This window comes from Paraprevotella xylaniphila YIT 11841 (assembly GCF_000205165.1).
Taxonomy (GTDB): domain Bacteria; phylum Bacteroidota; class Bacteroidia; order Bacteroidales; family Bacteroidaceae; genus Paraprevotella; species Paraprevotella xylaniphila.
This window is the reverse complement of sequence record NZ_GL883879.1, coordinates 64,168-82,574: the sequence shown is the minus strand read 5'-3', so window position 1 is coordinate 82,574 and position 18,407 is coordinate 64,168. Positions and strand designations below refer to the sequence as shown.

At 49.7% G+C, this 18,407-nt stretch carries 16 protein-coding genes; 2 read left to right on the top strand and 14 right to left on the bottom strand.

Annotation, left to right across the window (positions count from 1 at the left end; genetic code table 11):
* Positions 1-363 precede the first annotated feature (363 nt).
* Complete coding sequence (locus HMPREF9442_RS12150; RefSeq protein WP_008629022.1) at positions 364-2,220, bottom strand: AMP-dependent synthetase/ligase; 1,857 nt, start codon at positions 2,218-2,220, stop codon at positions 364-366.
* A gap of 119 nt (positions 2,221-2,339) precedes the next feature.
* Between HMPREF9442_RS12150 and HMPREF9442_RS12145 the strand changes: the two genes are divergently transcribed.
* Entirely contained in the window at positions 2,340-3,401 is a 1,062-nt protein-coding gene (locus tag HMPREF9442_RS12145; protein ID WP_172634408.1) for a M20 family metallo-hydrolase, read from the top strand.
* Positions 3,402-3,432: 31 nt separating this feature from the next.
* On the opposite strand, the gene HMPREF9442_RS12140 is transcribed toward HMPREF9442_RS12145, so the two are convergent.
* From HMPREF9442_RS12140 to dut, 4 genes are read right to left on the bottom strand one after another with little or no spacing between them, the layout of a single operon-like run.
* Positions 3,433-4,758, bottom strand: a complete 1,326-nt coding sequence (locus tag HMPREF9442_RS12140) for a murein hydrolase activator EnvC family protein (RefSeq protein ID WP_008629017.1) — start codon at positions 4,756-4,758, stop codon at positions 3,433-3,435.
* The gene (gene lolB1, locus HMPREF9442_RS12135; RefSeq protein WP_008629016.1) at positions 4,755-5,591 is read right to left on the bottom strand and encodes a lipoprotein insertase outer membrane protein LolB1; all 837 of its coding nucleotides are present in this window, start codon (positions 5,589-5,591) and stop codon (positions 4,755-4,757) included. The genes HMPREF9442_RS12140 and lolB1 overlap by 4 nt, the downstream gene beginning before the upstream one ends.
* Positions 5,588-7,333: a tetratricopeptide repeat protein gene (locus HMPREF9442_RS12130; RefSeq protein WP_253271112.1), complete on the bottom strand. Its 1,746-nt coding sequence runs from the start codon at positions 7,331-7,333 to the stop codon at positions 5,588-5,590. Before HMPREF9442_RS12130 ends, lolB1 begins: the two co-directional genes overlap by 4 nt.
* A 5-nt stretch (positions 7,334-7,338) precedes the next feature.
* On the bottom strand, positions 7,339-7,773 hold the full coding sequence (dut, locus tag HMPREF9442_RS12125; RefSeq protein ID WP_040603091.1) for a dUTP diphosphatase: 435 nt from the start codon (positions 7,771-7,773) through the stop codon (positions 7,339-7,341).
* A gap of 130 nt (positions 7,774-7,903) precedes the next feature.
* Here dut and dgt point away from each other — a divergent pair, with 130 nt between their 5' ends.
* Entirely contained in the window at positions 7,904-9,259 is a 1,356-nt protein-coding gene (dgt, locus tag HMPREF9442_RS12120; protein WP_172604773.1) for a dGTP triphosphohydrolase, read from the top strand.
* Positions 9,260-9,286: 27 nt separating this feature from the next.
* Here the strand turns inward: dgt and glsB are convergent, their stop codons facing one another.
* The 9 genes from glsB to murG all read right to left on the bottom strand — a co-directional run bounded on the left by glsB (position 9,287) and on the right by murG (position 18,214).
* Complete coding sequence (gene glsB / locus HMPREF9442_RS12115; RefSeq protein WP_008629008.1) at positions 9,287-10,219, bottom strand: glycine N(alpha)-acyltransferase GlsB; 933 nt, start codon at positions 10,217-10,219, stop codon at positions 9,287-9,289.
* A gap of 23 nt (positions 10,220-10,242) precedes the next feature.
* Positions 10,243-11,061, bottom strand: a complete 819-nt coding sequence (gene glsA / locus HMPREF9442_RS12110) for a lyso-glycine lipid O-acyltransferase GlsA (protein ID WP_172634407.1) — start codon at positions 11,059-11,061, stop codon at positions 10,243-10,245.
* A 74-nt stretch (positions 11,062-11,135) separates the two neighbouring features.
* On the bottom strand, positions 11,136-11,501 hold the full coding sequence (locus HMPREF9442_RS12105) for a hypothetical protein (protein ID WP_008629006.1): 366 nt from the start codon (positions 11,499-11,501) through the stop codon (positions 11,136-11,138).
* 237 nt (positions 11,502-11,738) lie between these two features.
* Positions 11,739-12,188 carry a GatB/YqeY domain-containing protein gene (locus tag HMPREF9442_RS12100; RefSeq protein ID WP_008629005.1) on the bottom strand — a complete coding sequence of 150 codons (450 nt, stop codon included), beginning with the start codon at positions 12,186-12,188 and terminating at the stop codon, positions 11,739-11,741.
* A 23-nt stretch (positions 12,189-12,211) separates the two neighbouring features.
* Positions 12,212-13,531, bottom strand: a complete 1,320-nt coding sequence (gene ftsZ, locus HMPREF9442_RS12095; protein ID WP_008629004.1) for a cell division protein FtsZ — start codon at positions 13,529-13,531, stop codon at positions 12,212-12,214.
* A gap of 21 nt (positions 13,532-13,552) precedes the next feature.
* Positions 13,553-14,905 carry a cell division protein FtsA gene (gene ftsA / locus HMPREF9442_RS12090; protein ID WP_008629003.1) on the bottom strand — a complete coding sequence of 451 codons (1,353 nt, stop codon included), beginning with the start codon at positions 14,903-14,905 and terminating at the stop codon, positions 13,553-13,555.
* Position 14,906: 1 nt separating this feature from the next.
* A complete protein-coding gene (locus tag HMPREF9442_RS12085) occupies positions 14,907-15,644 on the bottom strand; it encodes a cell division protein FtsQ/DivIB (RefSeq protein WP_008629002.1) in 738 nt (245 codons plus the stop codon).
* Positions 15,641-17,017 (bottom strand): UDP-N-acetylmuramate--L-alanine ligase, encoded by a 1,377-nt coding sequence (gene murC / locus HMPREF9442_RS12080; RefSeq protein ID WP_008629001.1) that lies wholly within the window; start codon positions 17,015-17,017, stop codon positions 15,641-15,643. Before murC ends, HMPREF9442_RS12085 begins: the two co-directional genes overlap by 4 nt.
* A gap of 69 nt (positions 17,018-17,086) precedes the next feature.
* Positions 17,087-18,214, bottom strand: a complete 1,128-nt coding sequence (gene murG / locus HMPREF9442_RS12075; protein WP_008629000.1) for an undecaprenyldiphospho-muramoylpentapeptide beta-N-acetylglucosaminyltransferase — start codon at positions 18,212-18,214, stop codon at positions 17,087-17,089.
* Positions 18,215-18,407 lie beyond the last annotated feature (193 nt).

Below are 18,407 nucleotides of genomic sequence, written 5' to 3'. Positions count from 1 at the left end.
TGTCGCCACCGGGATGATTCCATTTCGTCCCTCTGCACGACTATCTGTTTCGGATTTTTGTAATCGAAAAACAGGCTAATAAAGAAAAAATACCCCAAAACAAGAGGTATTTATACCCTTTTAAGCCCCCTTATTCTGCGTCGTACTGAGAACATGCGAAAAACATGCTGAGAACAAAAAATCGCTTTCAGCCAAACGATTTTTTGTTCTCAGCACAATGATTTGCATATATACCGTATATTTGCATTTTCAGTCCTGAAAAGCCGTATTTTTATACAAGATTTCTTTCCAGAACGATACTTCTTATCCTTTTTTAGTCTGTGAATGTTCTCAAAACTCTGCCATAATGGCAGAGTTTTACACTCAGACAGAAGGAGTCACCGGTGGCGGACAAGGAACTTCCGGCGGCGTATCCTCCACGTACATGGCTTCTATCTCGGCCGCGTAGTTACGGTTCACCACCGGACGTTTCACCTTCAACGTATTGGTCAGCTCTCCTTTTTCCATGCTGAACGGCTCTGGCAGCAACGTGATGCGCTTCACCTGTTCATAATGGGCAAACTCTTGCTGCAAGGTATTGATACGGAAGAGCAACATCTTGTTGATGTCGGCATTCCGGCACAAATCCGCCGTATCGGCATACCGGATATGATGGCGTTCGGCAAACTCCTTCAACAAGTTGTATTCGGGAACGATAAGCGCCGATACGAATTTACGTTGGTCGGCAATCACTACTATCTGGTCGATGTAACGGTCCACCACCAGTTTCGACTCTATCATCTGCGGGGCAATGTACTTCCCGTTAGAGGTCTTGAACAAGTCTTTAATCCGGTCGGTGAGGAACAACTCACCGTTCTTGAGATAACCGGCATCGCCGGTATGGAACCATCCGTCCTCGTCGATGGCCGCACGGGTCGCCTCATCCTTCCGGTAATATCCTTTGGTTATGGATGTTCCGCGCAGCAGTATCTCATTGTCGTCACCGAACTTCAGCTGCAATCCTCCGATAATACGCCCCACGGACCCTATCGTCTTGGTTTGCCCCTTCCGGTCGCAAGAGACAGTGGCCGTGGACTCCGTCAACCCGTAACCGGCCACCATGTTGATGCCGGCCGAATGGACGAATTCTTCCACAACCGGTGGAATGGCAGCCCCGGCAGTAGGGAAAAAGTTGGCGTTCTCAAAACCCAAGGTCCGTTTTAAAAGAGCGATTACGGTTTTCTCGAAAAACGTATACCGCAGCCTCAGTGAAACGGGAGGAATCAGACCGCGCATCTTATAATGCACGTTATATGCCTTGCCCACCTGAAGTGCTTCATGCAACAACTTACGCTGTACGGGATTGCTCCGCCTTATCTTCTCCTGCACGCCGGCATATACTTTCTCCCAAAAACGGGGTACGGCACACATGCACGTCGGATGCACTTCCTGCAACGACTGCAACACGTCGGCAGGCCGCAGATTGACGGCCAACTGCGCACCTTCGGACAGGCAAAGGTAAGACCATGCCCGTTCAAACACATGGGTGAAAGGAAGGAAGTTCAACACGACATCCTTTTCCCCAAGCGTCAGGACCGCGTCGTTGGCGATAATCGCATCGTGATACATCCGGTGGCTCAGCATCACCCCCTTGCTGGCCCCCGTGGTGCCCGAAGTATAAAGTATATTGGCCAAGTCGTCCATCCGAAGTTCGGCCGCACGCCGCTTCAACTCCTCATTCTCTTCATGTCCGGCACCGGCTTGCAGGAAATCCTCAAAATAGACCGACACCGTGTCCTGAGGATTCTTTACCACGGAAGAGTCGAAAATAATCAGTTTCTGGAGCGTCGGACAATGGGGCATGCTACGGAAAGCAATGTCATATTGGTACTGTTCGCCGACAAACACATAACGAACCCCGGCATCGTTCACCATGTAAACCACCTGGCTCTCCGAACTGGTAGCGTAAAACGGTATCGTGACGGCCCGCACGCCGTAAGCCCCGAAATCCACGTACAAGCATTCGGGCATGTTCTGCGAAAAAACAGCCAGATTCTCCTGCACATCCACCCCCAAGGCCAACAGGGATGCAGATACTTTCCGTACGACTTCCGAAAACCGGTTCCAGGAAACCGGCACCCACACATTCTTTTCATAATCGCGATAGCTCATGGCCGTTCTGTCGCCATAACGTTTGGCCTGTTCATGGACGAGCACTGAGAAAAGACTTGTATTCAGCATAATCTTGACTTTTTAATATCTACAAAGTTATGGTTTTAAATGAAACGATGTACAAGAAAACCTCAAAATATTTAATTTTTCTCCAAAATACCTTAACTTTGCCTCAAAGAAACACAATTATGGACATTGAAGCATTGACACAGGAAGCCATCGGCCTGCTCGAACGGATGGTAAGCCTTCCTTCCGTAAGCAGGGAAGAAAAGGAAGTGGCCGACTTATTGGAAAATTTCATGAAAGAACGGGGCAAAACGCCTTGCCGTACAGGACATAATCTTTGGTGCATCTCGCCGTTTTACCGGACCGGGCGCCCCACCCTCTTGTTGAACGCACATATCGACACCGTGAAACCGGCTGCAAGTTGGACGCGAGACCCGTTCCGCCCTACAAGGGAAGGCGAACGTATTTACGGATTAGGCACGAACGACGACGGAGCTAGCGTGGTCGCTTTGTGGCAGGCTTTTTGCACATTATCCGGTAAAGAACAACCCTACAACCTCATCTTCTTAGCCTCGTGCGAGGAAGAAGTCTCGGGAAAGAACGGTATAGAATCCGTGCTCCCCCTGTTGCCGCACATCGACTTGGCCTTGGTGGGCGAACCCACCGGCATGCAACCGGCCATCGCCGAAAAAGGGCTGATGGTATTGGATGTCACGGCCCACGGCAAGTCGGGACACGCGGCACGTAACGAAGGGGAAAACGCCATTTACAAAGCCATGAAAGACATGGAGTGGTTCAGGACGTACCGGTTCCCGAAGACTTCACCGCTCTTGGGAGACGTGAAAATGAGCGTGACGGTCGTCCATGCCGGCACGCAACACAACGTCGTGCCAGACCAGTGCGCTTTCACCGTAGACGTGCGCAGCAATGAGAACTACTCCAACGAAGAAATCTACCGGACAGCCTGCGCCCATACGGACAGTGAAGTGAAAGCCCGCTCTTTCCGCCTGAATTCTTCGCGCATAGACGAGAACCATCCCATTGTGGCCAAAGCCAAAGTTTTGGGACGCACACCTTTCGGATCGCCTACGCTCTCCGACCAGGCGCTGATGCACTTCCCGTCTTTGAAAATGGGGCCGGGCGAATCCTCACGTTCCCACACGGCGGACGAATACATCACCGTAACGGAAATCCGGGAAGCCATAGCCTTATACATCGAGCTGTTGGACGGCCTACAGATATAAAGAAAGATTTGCGGCTCCGGCTGAAAGTCTCTCAACGCCCTATCCAGACTTCGGGGTTCAGTTTCTGAGTCTCTTTCCGCAGTTGGAAGTGCAGCACGCAATTACCCGTACCGTCGTCCTCCACCGTACCTAAGATATCACGCGCCTTGACCTTCTGTCCCTTGCTTACCCGCACGGAAGACAAGTTGCAGTAGACGGAAATATAACTGCCATGGCGCACCAATACATTCTTGGTATCTCCAAACTGGAAGACGGCCGAGACTTCGCCATCGAAAATGGAACGTGCCATAGCTCCGGGACGCCCTACATAATTGGTTCCCTTATTATCCAAACGAACGTTCTTCAAGCCCGGCACATTATAGGTTCCGAAATGGCTACCCACCATGTAACTTCCCGTAATGGGAACCGGCAGCCTCCCTTTATTCCGGACGAAATTGCCATTCAGGGCTTGTTCCTGAGGCGTAATCCATTTATACTCCGGAGGGATGGAAGAAGATTTTTTCCCTTCTTTCTTTCCCGAAGCGGCTTGATTACGGCCCTGCTTCCGCTGCTTCTCCGCTTTCCGGCGTGCCTCGGCTTCGGCTTTCTTACGGGCAGCCTCGGCTCTCTTGCGCGCCTGCTCCACCTCGTAGGCTATCATCTGGTCTATCTTCTTGTCCAAAGCGGAAAGCTGCTGTTGCTGTTGTTCTACCTCTTTTTTCAGGTGCTTCTGCCTCTGCCGCAATCCGGCTACGTTCTTTTGCTCTTCGTCATGCTGCTTTTGCAACAAAGCCTTTTGCTGCTCGCATTCGGCAATCAAACGGTTTTTCTCGGCTTTCACACCCAATAATTCGTTCTTCTGCGCCAACAAATCGTCCTGCTTACGTACAATTTGCTCAGCCAACGTACGCTGATAATTGGCATATTCCCGGGCATAACGCGAACGACGGTACATCTGAGTCACAGAACGGGTGGAAAGCACGAAAAGCAAAGGACTCCCCACCGACTTGCAAGCCCGTGCATAACGCAAGGCTCTGGCATAATCGGCCTTCTTTGTTTCCAATTCGGCTGCCGTACGCTCCACCTTCCGTTCCAGTGCATTTACCTGGTCGCTGACCTTTTTCAACTGCACCTCCATCGTGTCGATATAACGTTGTCGTGCCTCCAACCGGTTGGCTATCATGCTGATGTCACGCAGCTTGGTGGCTACGGTTTTCTCCGTCGTTTTCAGTTCTTTCCGGGAACGGGTCAAGCCCTTCTGTATTTCTTTCTTCTGAGTTTGCAGTGCCTTTATCTTACGATTGGTCTGCGCCTCCAACGTTCCTCCGCCGGACACGAGCATCCATACCGTAAAAAACATGACCAACCTACATTTCATTTTATCAGTTGTTTTAAAATAAGGTCGGGACTGACCCTCTTGTATTTTCCGCCCGGTTCCGGAGTCAACTCGATGCTTTTCGCATTCCATTTCAAATTGCTCAGCGAAAAGACAGCCGTCAGGTCTTTCCCCGCTCCCGTGACGGATAATTGCATCTTGTCGGGAAAACTTTTTTGCTCCACACTCGCAAAATGCTGATACGTCCAGTTCAGACGGGGCACGGAACCTTGACCTGTAACGGCAATGGACGTATTGCGAATCAACCCGGTCAGCAAGTCGACCACGAACTGGCATTGCAACAACGAACCGCTATTCGAGGTCAGAATCGTACTTTCCTGATTCTTCGAGATGGTAAAGTCCCGCTCTTGCCAACGGCCTTCCTGTCCCGGCACAAACACATCGTTCCAAAACAAAGCCTGCAACGTATAGAAATCCACACCGGCCTGCTGCAAATAAGGCACGTCCGCGTAATCCACCTTTACGTATTCCCTTCCCATCCGGTTGACCATCATCATGTATTGGGGCGTAAATTCCAGACGTCCTACTTCCATAAAGCCCATGGCCACAAGCGAAAGTTGGATCACCTCATCCCGTTTCAAGTTACAGCTTCCGCCCACCGACAAAGATTTCCCGCCCAAATTCAAGTCAAGGTTCATTTTCGAAGTGACAGTCCCCTCCTTCAAACCGGACAACGCCATCTTGTCTACCCACTCCACGGCACCACCATCATCATGCGGCTCCGTCTGCGTTATGTTTTTAGTGGAACGGCAAGCCGACAGACACAATACAAAAACGGCAACCAGGACACCCCATACGAAATTCATTCTCTTCATTCTTCAATATACTTTTTCATTTGGATCTTCTTTTTCAAAAGCCGGGAAACATCACCCCCTTTTTCCTGTGCCATCTTCCAATACTTCAAGGCACCCTCCATGTCGCCGCATTGTGCATAAATATCCCCGGCATGCTCCAAGACTCCTCCGGACACTTCTTCGTCTTTCCCGATGTCCCCTACAAGGACACGGTCCATATAAAGCTTGGCCTCAGCATACTTCCCCTTGATAAAAAGAATCCAGGCATAAGTGTCGATATAGGTCTTGTTTCCCGGTTCCGCCACAATCGTGCGGTGGCTCATTTCTTCTGCCTTGTCCAAATCCTTTTTTTCCAACGAGAGATAATAAGCGTAATTATTCAGGCAACCGACATTCTCCGGGTTGTACACCAGACAAGAGTCGTATGCGATGAAAGCCGAGTCTTTCAGTCCGTTGCTGTAGTACAAGTCGCCCATGATGGAATACATATCGGCCACTATGCCGTGGTCCGTATCCGGCTTGATCTGCCGCACGCCTTTGCGGAACACATCCAAAGCCTTGTCTTGACGTTCAAGCTGATAATAAGAAAAACCCAAATAGAAATAATAGGGTAATTGTTCCGGGTAATGCATGATGGCACGCGTACAAATGTCCGCCACCTTCGGATAGTCATTGGCATGGACAGCCAGTTGCACCAACTGGTACAAAGCCACCTGATTGTCCGGCTCAAGCTTCAGGATGCGTTCCAAAGCCGGTTCGAGTTGGCCATTTATATGTTTCATTTGCAGATAGGAGGCATAAAGCGTCAGCATATCCACCGTCTCAGGGACAGCATCGAAGATGCGGTCGAAAACGGCTAATACCAAAGTGCTGTCGGCATGCGCATTCTCTTGGTCTACGATATAGTTACGCATGAGCATGACCCTGGCCCGTTCGTCAGTCTCTTTTCCATATAAGATTGCATCCAACTGGGTCTGATAAAGCGAATCTTGGCCCGTCTGCTTATAATAATCGAGCATGGACATGCGCAAAGCCTGGTTCCCGGGCTCTTTCTTCCGGACTTCCTCATAAACGGCAAGAGCCTTGTCCGGCTGTTGCAGCAACAGATATTGATCGCCGATTAATACACGATAAGCCAAATCGTTAGGATTCTCGCGCGCCAGACTTTCCAATTCGGCAAAGGCCTTACCGTCCTCTTTCAATTCACGATACAGCCGGAACTTCTCCATGCTGATGGACAGGTTCTTGCCTTCAAGCGTCTCTATGCGGTCGAGTGCACTAATCGCCTCGCGGTATTGCTCACGGTTCATGTACATATTAACCAACTGCGCCAATACATCCGAACGGGTCGGATTGCACCGCACCATATCTTCGAGCACAGGCACGGCCTGCACATCATTCCGGTTGCGCAAATAAAAAGACGCAAGGGCTTCCTTATAATATATATTATCCGGTTCCAAAGCCACCGCACGGGACAGATGCGACGCGCACCGGGCAGAGTCATCCATCCCCAGATAATACAATCCGAGATTGTATAACGCTTCGGCCGCATCGGGATTGATGTCCAAACAATGTTTATACAACTCGAAAGAATCATCGTAACGCCCGGCCAACTTGCTCTTCACGGCCTCGGCATAATAATAATCAAACCTGCGTTGTGCCTCGGCCGATATACCTTGCGTCTTCCCTCCCGTCGCACAAGACGTGAAACAGACTGACAACATGGCCCAAACTCCGCATATCAAAACTGTAACCTTCTTCACTGACTTTATTTTTCTCCCGAATGGCCGAAACCACCCGCACCTCTTTCCGTATCATCCAAACTCTCCACAGGCTTCCATCCGGCCTGCTCATAACTTGCCACAACCATTTGCGCAATCCGCTCTCCGTCCCGTATCTCGAACGGCTCGGATGACAAATTGACCAGAATGATACAAATCTCCCCCCGGTAGTCCGCATCAATCGTCCCCGGCGAGTTCAACACGGTTATTCCTTTTTTCAAGGCCAGTCCGCTCCTCGGGCGGATTTGTGCCTCCGTCCCGTGCGGCAAAGCGATATAGAGTCCCGTCGGCACCAGGCAACGCTCCAGAGGTTTCAACACGATGGGGCTGTCCAGATTGGCACGAAGATCCATTCCTGCCGAGTCCGAAGTGGCATATTGAGGTAGCGGATGATGCGATTTATTAATAACACGTACTTCCATTATATATAGAAATGATTGTTTTTGAGGTACAAAAATAACCAATTCCCGGAACACAGCCATTGATTTTTTGAGAAAAAGAGAGAATGTCAACCTTTTTAATTACTTTTGTGAAGAATCTACAAGAATGAATATGAATTGGCAGCAACTGATATCCAACAAACGGTTGGGATTGGAAAAATACCACCAAGTCCGGAAAGACGACCGCACGGAATTCCAACGCGATTATGACCGTCTTATATTCTCCGCACCGTTCAGACGTTTGCAGAACAAAACGCAAGTGTTTCCGCTCCCGGGAAGTGTGTTCGTCCACAACCGGCTGACCCACAGCCTGGAGGTGTCCAGTGTAGGACGTTCATTGGGCAACGACATCTCACGGGCACTCTTACAGAAGCATCCGGAACTGCACGGAAGCCATCTGACCGAAGCCGGTGCCATCGTGTCGGCCGCCTGCCTGGCACATGACTTGGGAAATCCGCCCTTCGGACATTCGGGCGAAAGAGCCATAGGGACGTTCTTCAGCGAAGGCAAAGGCAACTGGCTGAGAACCTACTGCGACCCCACGAACGGGGACCGGCTCAACGAACGGGAATGGAACGACCTGATTCATTTCGAAGGAAACGCCAACGCATTCAGGTTGCTGACCCACCACTTCAAAGGCCGGCGCGACGGAGGGTTTGTCATGACTTACACCACCTTGGCTTCCATCGTCAAATACCCCTTTTCGTCCAACCTGGCCGGCGGACATGCCAAATTCGGGTTCTTTCAAAGCGAAATCCCCGTCTACCAACGGATAGCCGAAGAACTGGGCATCCCTCGCCAGACCAGCGCAGAAGGCAGCCTGCGATATGTGCGCCATCCCTTCGTATATTTGGTAGAAGCGGCCGATGACATTTGTTATGAGATTATGGACATCGAGGATGCGCATAAACTGAAAATCCTCAGTACGGACGAGACCCAAAGCTTATTGTTGGGCTTCTTTGAGGAAGAACGCCAGAAAAGTATCCGGAAAAACCTGCAATACGTCAGTGACATCAACGAACAAATCGTCTACCTGCGTTCCTGTGTCATCGGTTGCTTGGAAAGTGAATGCGTGAAGGTGTTTTTGGACAATGAAGAAGAAATCCTGGCCGGCACCTTTGAAGGTTGCCTCATCGACCACATTTCCGAAACGCCGCGAAAGGCTTACAAAGCTTGCGAAAGCATGGCATACGCCAAGATTTACCGGAGCAAGGATGTCGTGGATATCGAACTGGCCGGTTTTCAGGTTATCACCACGCTGTTGGAACTCATGACAGAAGCGGTATGCCACCCTGAGAAAGCGTATTCGCAGTTACTCATCAACCGCGTGTCACAACAGTACGACATCGGAGCCGAACGGCTCTACGACCGCATCATGGCCGTATTGGATTACATCTCCGGCATGACGGACGTGTATGCCTTGGACTTATACCGTAAAATCAATGGCATGAGCCTGCCTTTCGTATAACCGAGAAGCCTCATGCCGCCTCCCCCGTTATCCGCGTCCGGAGAAGGTTTCAATGTGCCGCCTGCGCTTTTCCTCCCGAATCTCGTCCACGGCAATCAGGATGCCGGTCTCCTCCACGTCGCCGAACTCGTCGTTGATAGCCGTGCCGAACATCTTCATCGTGGGCGACAACCCCATGTAGGCGTTCACCAAAGGTGGGATATTATAACCCAACTTGCGCACTTCCGAATTCAGTATCTTATAGTCTTCCTTGAAATCCTCGTAAACGAACAATTTACCCAATTCCTCCGTATCGGCTTCCAACTGCAAGGGATGAATCGGCACTATCAGCCTGTCCTTATCCTCGAAATGCTTTTTCAGAAAATACAGAATCATATCACGCCCATAACGGTCATAAGACGGATACATGGTCATCTTACCGAAATAATAGCGCACGTCAGGCACTAAAACCGTCAATGCCCCCAAGCCGTCCCACAAGTTGTCCAAAGTGAACAAGCCTTTTGAACCCTGTCGCGTACTCTGGTATTCCAACGTCACGAACGAACGTCCGAGCTCTATCGTATAGGGCATATAATTCTTCATGAAGTTTTCCGAGAAGTGGAACATGTGGGAAGTAGCCAATATGGGCTGCCCATCCTCACGCAGCTTCACGTCTGCCCCAATCAAATAGCGGTATCCTCCCAAAATTGCTTCTACATCAGGGTCCCATACGATCAACTGCTTATAGGGTTCTTCCATCATGTCGAAGTCATCCAAATCGAGCGACATCCCCGTACCTCCACCGGCAGCCCGGAAAGCGATTTCACGCAAACGGCCGATTTCGCGAAGTACATTCGGTGAATCCTGCCACGTCACCACATATATCTCATTGTGGCTTTTGTTCGTATAACGCAACCTCTTATCCGCAGTCAGTTCTGCCTTCAGCAGCTCTTTACTCACCGGAGCTATGATTTCTTCCATATCATCAATCTGTTTTCTTCTCTTTATAACTTATACACTTTTTCCTTCACTTCCTGTGCCCACTGTTGGGGGCTTTTGGACTTGTCGAACGTGCTCCATGGTATCGGTTTCCCGATTACGACCCGATACTCGCCATGCCTGCTGCGGTACATTTCATCGGGTAAAAACAGCATGGCCAGGTTAAACTTGAGATGCAACCGTTTGCACCATTCCGCGATGGAATAAAAGCGGTCGGAATTCTGCCCTATGAAATGTATCGGCACCACATCCCGCCGGGCAGCCACACTTTTCACGATAAATGTCTTGCTCCATGCCAAGTCCCTTATGCTGCCGTCTTTCATACGCCGCGAACAAATGCCAGCCGGGAACATGATGACTTGGTCATCAGAACGAAAAGCATTCTCTACCATTTGAGGGAAATTACGCGCCTGCTTCCCCAACTTATTGATAGGTATACACAGGGGAGCCAATCCTTTCAGGTTCATCAGAAGGTCATTCACCAGATACTTAATCTTCCCGTCGTAATGACGCCCGAGCACCATTCCCAAAGTCACACCGTCTATGGCACCCAACGGATGGTTGGACACAAAAGTATATTTCCGGGACAAATCGGAAATGTTCTCCAAACCGTCCACCTTTACTTTCACATCCAAATAAGCCAATGTGTGTTCACAAAAGTCAACACCCACATAACCTTGACGCAGATACTCATTAATAAAATCCTGATGAATGAGACGTTTGAGCCCGTTAATCAGAAAACCGGGAATATATCTGGCTTTCTTTCCGGCACGCGTCCGTATGATGTCATCAAGATCGATTAATGTCACAGCTTTATCCGGCATGATTCTTTCCTTTGTCTCCATTGCAACAGCAAACCTCCATCTTTAACTCAATCTTCCATATTCGTAAAGAAGTCTCACGATACCGTCACTTTAGAGTTGTTAATGATATAAGTCCCCTTCGGCAATCCACTAATCCAGTTTGTCCCTTTGTTCAGTCGGAACAACCCGTAAAATACGCCATTACCCTTATACACCGGAAGCATCTGGGAATGTCGGCTCGTAACCAACAACGAACCTCCCTTCATCTTAATCTTAATTGGATAAGTCGAAGAGACTCTCTTCGTCTTGTAGACATGGGTATATTCGGAAAAAGACACGTCATGCCCTACCGAATCTGCCTTAGCCCGGATGGACACGCGGTCTACAGCCGAAGTGCTTACGGAACTAAAGGACATCAATAGCACCCACAAACTAACCTTTTTCCAACTATGCGCCCACATTACGTTTAAAATTAACTTCTATTTTGCAAAAATAGAATGAAACTATCAGTATCCAAGATAAAGGCTGAATATTTTAAGAAATATTAGACATATAAGGTTTGAAATCCCCGTTCCGCTCTCATTTCCGTTTCAATATCCCGCCCTTCAGAACCGGACAATAATCAACAAAAGCCGAATGGCACTCTACCTTTATCCCGTATCGTCACATCCGGCTTTCGTTGAGTTTATCCTCAGCAGTCAGGCTAATAATTGCCTTACCAAGGAGCTGATAGCCTTACCATCAGCTTTGCCTGCCAACTGTTTCGTGGCTGTGCCCATCACTTTGCCCATATCCTTGGCACTCGTAGCGCCTACGGCAGCAATAATGGCTTTGATTTCCTGTTCCAGTTCTTCTGCCGAGAGCTGCTTGGGCAGATAACGGCTGATGACTTCTACCTGAGCCAACTCTTCGTCGGCCAGATCCTGACGTCCTTGCCCTACGTATAAAGCCGCAGTGTCCTTGCCCTGCTTGGCCAGTTTAGCTAAAATTTTCATTGCCGCATCATCTGTCAACTCATCGTTTGCTCCCGGAGCGGTTTTGGCTTCCAAGAAAAACTTCTTGATGTTCCGCAACGCCTCCAACGCGACTTTATCCTTGGCCTTCATGGCCACTACGATATCCTTACTGATTTGTTCAAAAAGTGCCATATCTTATTTCTTCTTATTATATACTAAAACACTATCATCGACTTTTCCTCTCCATTAGTTCCTGCCGCCATGCCATCGGCCGCGTTCTCCATTCCGGCTGTCTTGCTTTTGATACTGGACAACACTTCCTTGCTACGCTTATAGGTAGGCGTATCTTCCACCATGGAAATCACATCGTCGTTATCCAAGTCGTCTTCTCCGAAAATATAAAGATGATGCGGGCGCTTGATTTCCCTTTGGTTCATGTCATGCGTGTAAAACTCACGTCGGCGTTCGGCTTTCTTTACGGCTATTTCTTCTTTCTGAGCCCGCGCTTCTTCATCTTCAATGCCATGCTTGGCCATCACATTATCCATGCCCGGCACGTTCTTCAGACCGAATCCGGTAGCCAACACCGTGATCTTTACCTTCTTCTCCAACGTAGCATCCGTGGCCAGTCCGAACTTCGTCTCCACATCGTCACCGAACTTACTCATGAATTCATGCACTTCGTTCATTTCTTCCATGGTCAACTGGTCGCTCTCTTCCTGGTCGCAGAACGAAATGCTCAGCAACACCTTCTTGGAGTTGAATATGTCGTTGTTATTGAGCAACGGGGAATGAAGCGCACTTTCAATGGCCTGGCGCACACGCCCTTCACCCTCTCCGAATCCAGTACTCATGATGGCCACGCCACCGTCTTTCAGCACCGTGGTCACATCCTGGAAGTCGAGGTTCACAATGCCATGTACCGTAATAATTTCGGCTATGCTCTTGGCGGCAACGGACAACGTATCATCTGCCTTGGCAAAAGCATTCAGCACAGTAAGCTCCGGATAAATCTCGCGCAAGCGTTCATTATTGATAACCAACAACGCATCGACATGCTTGGATATTTCCTCCACACCGTCCAATGCCTGGTCTATTTTCTTCAATCCCTCAAAACGAAACGGTATAGTCACGATACCGACCGTCAGGATACCCATTTCCTTGGCACATTGTGCTATCACGGGAGCTGCACCGGTTCCGGTACCGCCTCCCATTCCGGCCGTAATGAAGACCATACGGGTTCCGTCGTTCAGCATTTCTTTTATACCGTCCAAACTCTCCATGGCTGCCTGACGAGCACGTTCGGGACGGTTTCCGGCCCCCAATCCTTCTGTCCCCAATTGCAGACGCGTCGGGATAGGAGAGTCGCTCAAAGCCTGATTGTCGGTATTGCACAGCACAAAACTCACATCATGGATACCCTCCTTATACATGTGATTGACGGCGTTACCTCCGCCTCCCCCAACTCCGATCACTTTAATGATGCTCGGGCTGTTCGTTTTGAAGTTAAACCGTATGTCTGTTTCTTCTTGCATAATCTATTTTGTTTTTCTATGTTATTCTTCAGTTACCGTTTTAGTCAAATCCACAAGTTTCTCTTTAAACTTCTTCCAAATCCCCCCTTTACTTTTCGGTTCCTCTCTTTCGTAGACTTCCTTATGCGTTTCCTCTACCGGAACAAAACCGGGAGCCGTTTGCGGCATTTCCTGTTCTTCTGCAACCTCCTCGGGCACTTCCTCCTTCATTACGACCTTGGGTTCCACGCAATTCTGGTTTCCTTCGTTCATCAACGCTAACAAAGTATTCAAAGAACCGTCCTTCACAACCTGCTCGGCATGAACAGCTTGTAAGGCAAAAGGTACAATACGCGCAAAACGCGTTTTATCCGGATGAAGACGGGCTGCTGCCGCTTTATCAAGGTTCTTCACATTGGATGCCGCACCCGAAATGACAATTCCGGCCAACAACTTATCCTGATAGCCGCTGTTACGAATCTGTGCTGCCACATTGCTCAAGATTTCTTCCTCACGAGCCTCTACAATGTCCACCAACAAACGCTCCTCAATCGTACGACCGTTGTTCACCAGAAGATTCTTGGCCAGTTCTTCACTGCTCAGATCGGAATAAGCCGACCCGTATTTCATCTTCAGTCCCTCCGCTTCGTCCTCATCAATTTGCAGGCTGCAAAGATCCTGAGTGATATTATTTCCTCCTAACGGTATCACTGCCAGATGGCGCAACAAGTTGCCTTTATATACTGCGACAGTAGTCGTTCCGTAACCGAAATCCACAAGAGCACAGCCCGAACGCTTCTCCGTATCCGTCAGCACGCAGCCGGCTAAAGCCATCGGTGCCACAAACATGCCGGCCACGTCAAGCCCGACCGCCTCCACACATTTCAGAATATATTCTTTAATTTCCGTTTTGGCAATGATATTCAGATAGTTTCCGTCTATCTGGCTGCTCAGGACCCCGACCGGATCCACCGTAGTATCCAAACCGACATGGTATTCCTGCGGAACCACTTCCAGTATTTCATAGCCGGCATATACCGTATTCCTGTTGGTCTTGAGCAAAGAATCCACCAACTCTTGCGATACCACGGTTTTTGTGGCAAACTGACGTGACACCGTGTTCTTCTTCGTCCGCAACGACTGGCCTCCTATTCCGACAAAGACCTTACGCACGCGCATTTCCAACGCATTCTCCATCTTGTCGACAATGTGTTTCAAACACATCACGGTCTTGTCTATATTATATACCACACCCTTGCGGATACAGTTCCGTGCATCTACCTGTTCGATATCCAACACCTGCACACTGCCGTCTATATTCTTGCACCCGGCCACACCCCGTATCTTCGAGGAACCGAATTCTATCGCTACAATGATTTCTTTCTCTACAGCCATATCATTTCTTATTTTTCTTGCAAATAATTTGATTGTTATACTTCAGGCTGATCTGGGAGTACTTATTCCATCCCACCTTGTTCAGTCCTTCCGTATAAAATTCTTTCATCCTGCCCAGTTTGTCTTCCACATTCGTGGGACGCCCCAAAAGGATCGTATGTTCCCCTACTCGGGGCACTAATTCCACCTCACCATTCTTTAGCACATGAATCTGTTGGATTTGGTGGTTCCAGAACGGGTTATCTTGTATCAGCCTTCCCAGACGAGTCAGATTCTGCCGGGCATACTGCGGTGTGATATCCCCGGTCGCCACGACCAAATCAGCGTAGTAGGAGGATTTCGGCATCTGCCGGCCCGCACGGTCCAGATAGTAATCCTGTCCGTCGGAAGACATGACATGCAATATAGGAAGACGTTGCTTGATGCGCACACATACCTTCCCGCCGGGCGTCTTATAGCTTGTTACGTCCTCGATATAAGGATTCTTCCGCAAAGCCTCTTCTATCCGGCTCAACATCACCTCGTCCATTTTTTGTCCCGTCGGGTTGCATTTGCGGCTTTCCAACAGCCTCAACACTTCTCCCGACTGGATGAAACCGGTCCGCAGACTGTCTTCGACCACAACCTCCACGCCATTGCACACAAGCCCTTCCTTGGGTTTGTTCAGCACCGTGACTGCTGCGATAAAATAGCAAAACAGTCCCACCAAAAACAATATAATGGCCAACTTCTTAATCATCTCTCTTCCAATACCTCCGTAATCTGCGGAGCATAGGATTCCAAATCTCCGGCTCCCAACAATATAAACACATCCGCATCCGACTGCCGCACTATTTCCGGCACGTCTTCCTTCCGGCACAGGCATTTCTTCACCGTAGGAGCCAAACGGTCGTATATCAGCCTGCTCGTCACGCCCGGGATAGGCGCTTCACGGGCAGGATAAATATCCGTAAGAATCACCTCGTCCAACAGCGAGAGGCTCCCGGCAAACTCCTTATAAAAATCACGTGTACGCGTATAAAGATGAGGTTGGAATATCGCTGCAATCTTCTTTCCCCGGTACAATTCGCGGACAGATATCACGCTTTGACGTATCTCGGCCGGATGATGGGCATAGTCCGTCAGGAAAACGGCCTTATCGCTCTTCATGCGGAAATCGAAACGCCGGTCCACTCCTCTGAACGAAGCCATGCCTTGCTTTATCTCTTCCGGTGTCACGCCGCTGATTTGCGCCAAGGCCATGGCCGCTATCCCGTTCTCGATATTGATGCTTACGGGAACGCCCAACTGCACATCCTTGATATGCCCTAACGGAGAGATAAAATCAAAATATATTTCACCGTCACCGATACGGATGTTCTCCGCATGGAAATCCCCGTGCCCGCGACTATAAGAATAGGTCATCACCCCCTCTTGTACATCCGGCTGCATCTCCAGTCCCTCGTGCAGGACCAAAAAACCTCCCGGACGAATCAAGGAAGTATATTTTCTGAAGCTTTCCAAATAGGCCTCTTTCGTCCCGTAGATATCCAAGTGGTCGGGATCGGTGGCTGTAATCACAGACGCGTATGGCGTCAGCCAATGAAAAGAACGGTCGAACTCGTCGGCTTCAATGACCACGTAGTCGCTCTTCGGAGAAAGAATGTAATTCGTACCGTAATTCTTGGTGATGCCACCCAAAAAGGCATTGCAGTCCACGTGGCTCTGGTGCAGGATATGGGCCGCCATGGACGATGTGGTGGTTTTCCCGTGCGTCCCGGCCACACAAAGTCCTTTATGGGCACGCGTCAACGCGCCCAACACCTGCGCACGTTTCTCTATCTCGAATCCGTTCGCCTTGAAATAGGCCAACTCGGCATGCTCGCAGGGGATGGCCGGTGTATAAACCACCAGGCAAGCGTCCTTGTCCCGACAAGCGGAAGGAATCTGTTCCACATCCTCTTCATAGTGAATCCGGGCACCCTCTTCCTGCAACTTCCGCGTGAGTTCGGAAGGCGTGCGGTCGTAACCTCCCACACAAAGCCCTTTCTGCAGGAAATAACGGGCTATGGCACTCATGCCGATTCCCCCTATTCCTACGAAATACACAGCTTTTATCGCGTTCATTTCCATCTTCTACTTCTTCCTTTAAATAAACCGCTCCCGCTCGGCAGAGGCAAGCAAGCTTGCCTCCGCGCTCGCTTAATCGCGGTTTTCCCTATATGCCACGGCGAGTTTGCAAACCTCTTCCGCAATGCGGTCGGCAGAGTCCGTAAAGGCCATGGCTTTGATATTCCGGCCCAATGCAGACAATTTGTCCGCATCCCGGATGACATTCAGGGCCAATCCGATTAATTTGTCCACGGCCTCGTCATCTTTGACGTAAAGCGCGGCTTGTTTGTCGACCAAAGCCAACGCGTTTTTAGTCTGGTGGTCCTCGGCCACGTTCGGCGAAGGCACCAATATGGCCGGCTTGCCCAACAGGCACAATTCCGAGATGCTACTGGCCCCGGCCCTTGAAATGACCAAATCGGCAGCCGCGTATGCGTCCTCCATCTTGGCGATGAAATCCGTCACGAACAGATTGTCGGGCTGCCCTTTCAGTTTCAACTGTTCCTGTATATGGGCAAAATAATAACCTCCCGTCTGCCAGATAAACTGCACACCGGAAGCCGAAATAGCCGTAAGATTAGCGAGCACGCTCTCGTTCAAAGTACGCGCCCCCAAGCTGCCGCCTATCAGGAGCACCGTTTTCAGCCCCGGCAGCAAGCCGAAATCCGCCAAAGCCTCTTCACGGCTTTTGGTATTTTCCAACAAACCTTGACGGACAGGATTTCCCGTCAGGATGATTTTCTCTTTCGGGAAAAAACGCTCCATTCCGTCGTAAGCCACACAAATCTTATCGGCCCGCTTGGCCAACAACTTATTGGTCACTCCGGCATACGAATTCTGCTCCTGTATCAATGTGGGGATTCCCATTGCCCCGGCCACATTCAACGTGGGACCACTGGCATATCCTCCCACTCCCACGGCCGCCATCGGCCTGAAATCACTGATAATCTTCCTCGCCATTCTCCGGCTTTTCCAAATCTTGAAAAGCACGGCAATATTCTTCAGCAAATGCTTGCGGTCGAAACCGCAAATCGGCAATGCCTTGATAGGATAACCGGCAGCCGGAACACGCTGCATCTCCATCCGCCCCTCGGCTCCGACGAACAATATCTCGGCTTCCGGATGCTGCGATTTGATGGCATTCGCAATGGACACGGCAGGGAATATATGTCCGCCCGTTCCTCCTCCGCTCACGATAATCCTTAACTCTTCTCTCATGAAACTGAATTTTATCAGCAAAAATAATAATAAATCCGGTATTTCTATCCTTTTTTCTTCCTTATTTTATTCCGGATAAGAATTATTCCTTACAAAATCATTTGATTCAGCCCATTCTCTCATCCACTTGCGGCAAACGTTTTTTCAATCTGCGCCAAATGATTTTTCATTCTCAGTCGAACGATTTTTCAAT

Excerpts from the sequence above, each read along its gene's own strand:
- glsA (WP_172634407.1), bottom strand. The coding sequence starts at position 11,061 with ATGCCGGATAAAGCTGTGACATTAATCGATCTTGATGACATCATACGG.
- HMPREF9442_RS12085 (WP_008629002.1), bottom strand. The coding sequence starts at position 15,644 with ATGATTAAGAAGTTGGCCATTATATTGTTTTTGGTGGGACTGTTTTGC.
- HMPREF9442_RS12145 (WP_172634408.1), top strand. The coding sequence starts at position 2,340 with ATGGACATTGAAGCATTGACACAGGAAGCCATCGGCCTGCTCGAACGG.
- ftsA (WP_008629003.1), bottom strand. The coding sequence starts at position 14,905 with ATGGCTGTAGAGAAAGAAATCATTGTAGCGATAGAATTCGGTTCCTCG.
- dut (WP_040603091.1), bottom strand. The coding sequence starts at position 7,773 with ATGGAAGTACGTGTTATTAATAAATCGCATCATCCGCTACCTCAATAT.
- murG (WP_008629000.1), bottom strand. The coding sequence starts at position 18,214 with ATGAGAGAAGAGTTAAGGATTATCGTGAGCGGAGGAGGAACGGGCGGA.
- murC (WP_008629001.1), bottom strand. The coding sequence starts at position 17,017 with ATGGAAATGAACGCGATAAAAGCTGTGTATTTCGTAGGAATAGGGGGA.
- HMPREF9442_RS12100 (WP_008629005.1), bottom strand. The coding sequence starts at position 12,188 with ATGGCACTTTTTGAACAAATCAGTAAGGATATCGTAGTGGCCATGAAG.
- dgt (WP_172604773.1), top strand. The coding sequence starts at position 7,904 with ATGAATTGGCAGCAACTGATATCCAACAAACGGTTGGGATTGGAAAAA.
- glsB (WP_008629008.1), bottom strand. The coding sequence starts at position 10,219 with ATGGAAGAAATCATAGCTCCGGTGAGTAAAGAGCTGCTGAAGGCAGAA.
- HMPREF9442_RS12105 (WP_008629006.1), bottom strand. The coding sequence starts at position 11,501 with ATGTGGGCGCATAGTTGGAAAAAGGTTAGTTTGTGGGTGCTATTGATG.
- lolB1 (WP_008629016.1), bottom strand. The coding sequence starts at position 5,591 with ATGAAGAGAATGAATTTCGTATGGGGTGTCCTGGTTGCCGTTTTTGTA.
- ftsZ (WP_008629004.1), bottom strand. The coding sequence starts at position 13,531 with ATGCAAGAAGAAACAGACATACGGTTTAACTTCAAAACGAACAGCCCG.
- HMPREF9442_RS12140 (WP_008629017.1), bottom strand. The coding sequence starts at position 4,758 with ATGAAATGTAGGTTGGTCATGTTTTTTACGGTATGGATGCTCGTGTCC.
- HMPREF9442_RS12150 (WP_008629022.1), bottom strand. The coding sequence starts at position 2,220 with ATGCTGAATACAAGTCTTTTCTCAGTGCTCGTCCATGAACAGGCCAAA.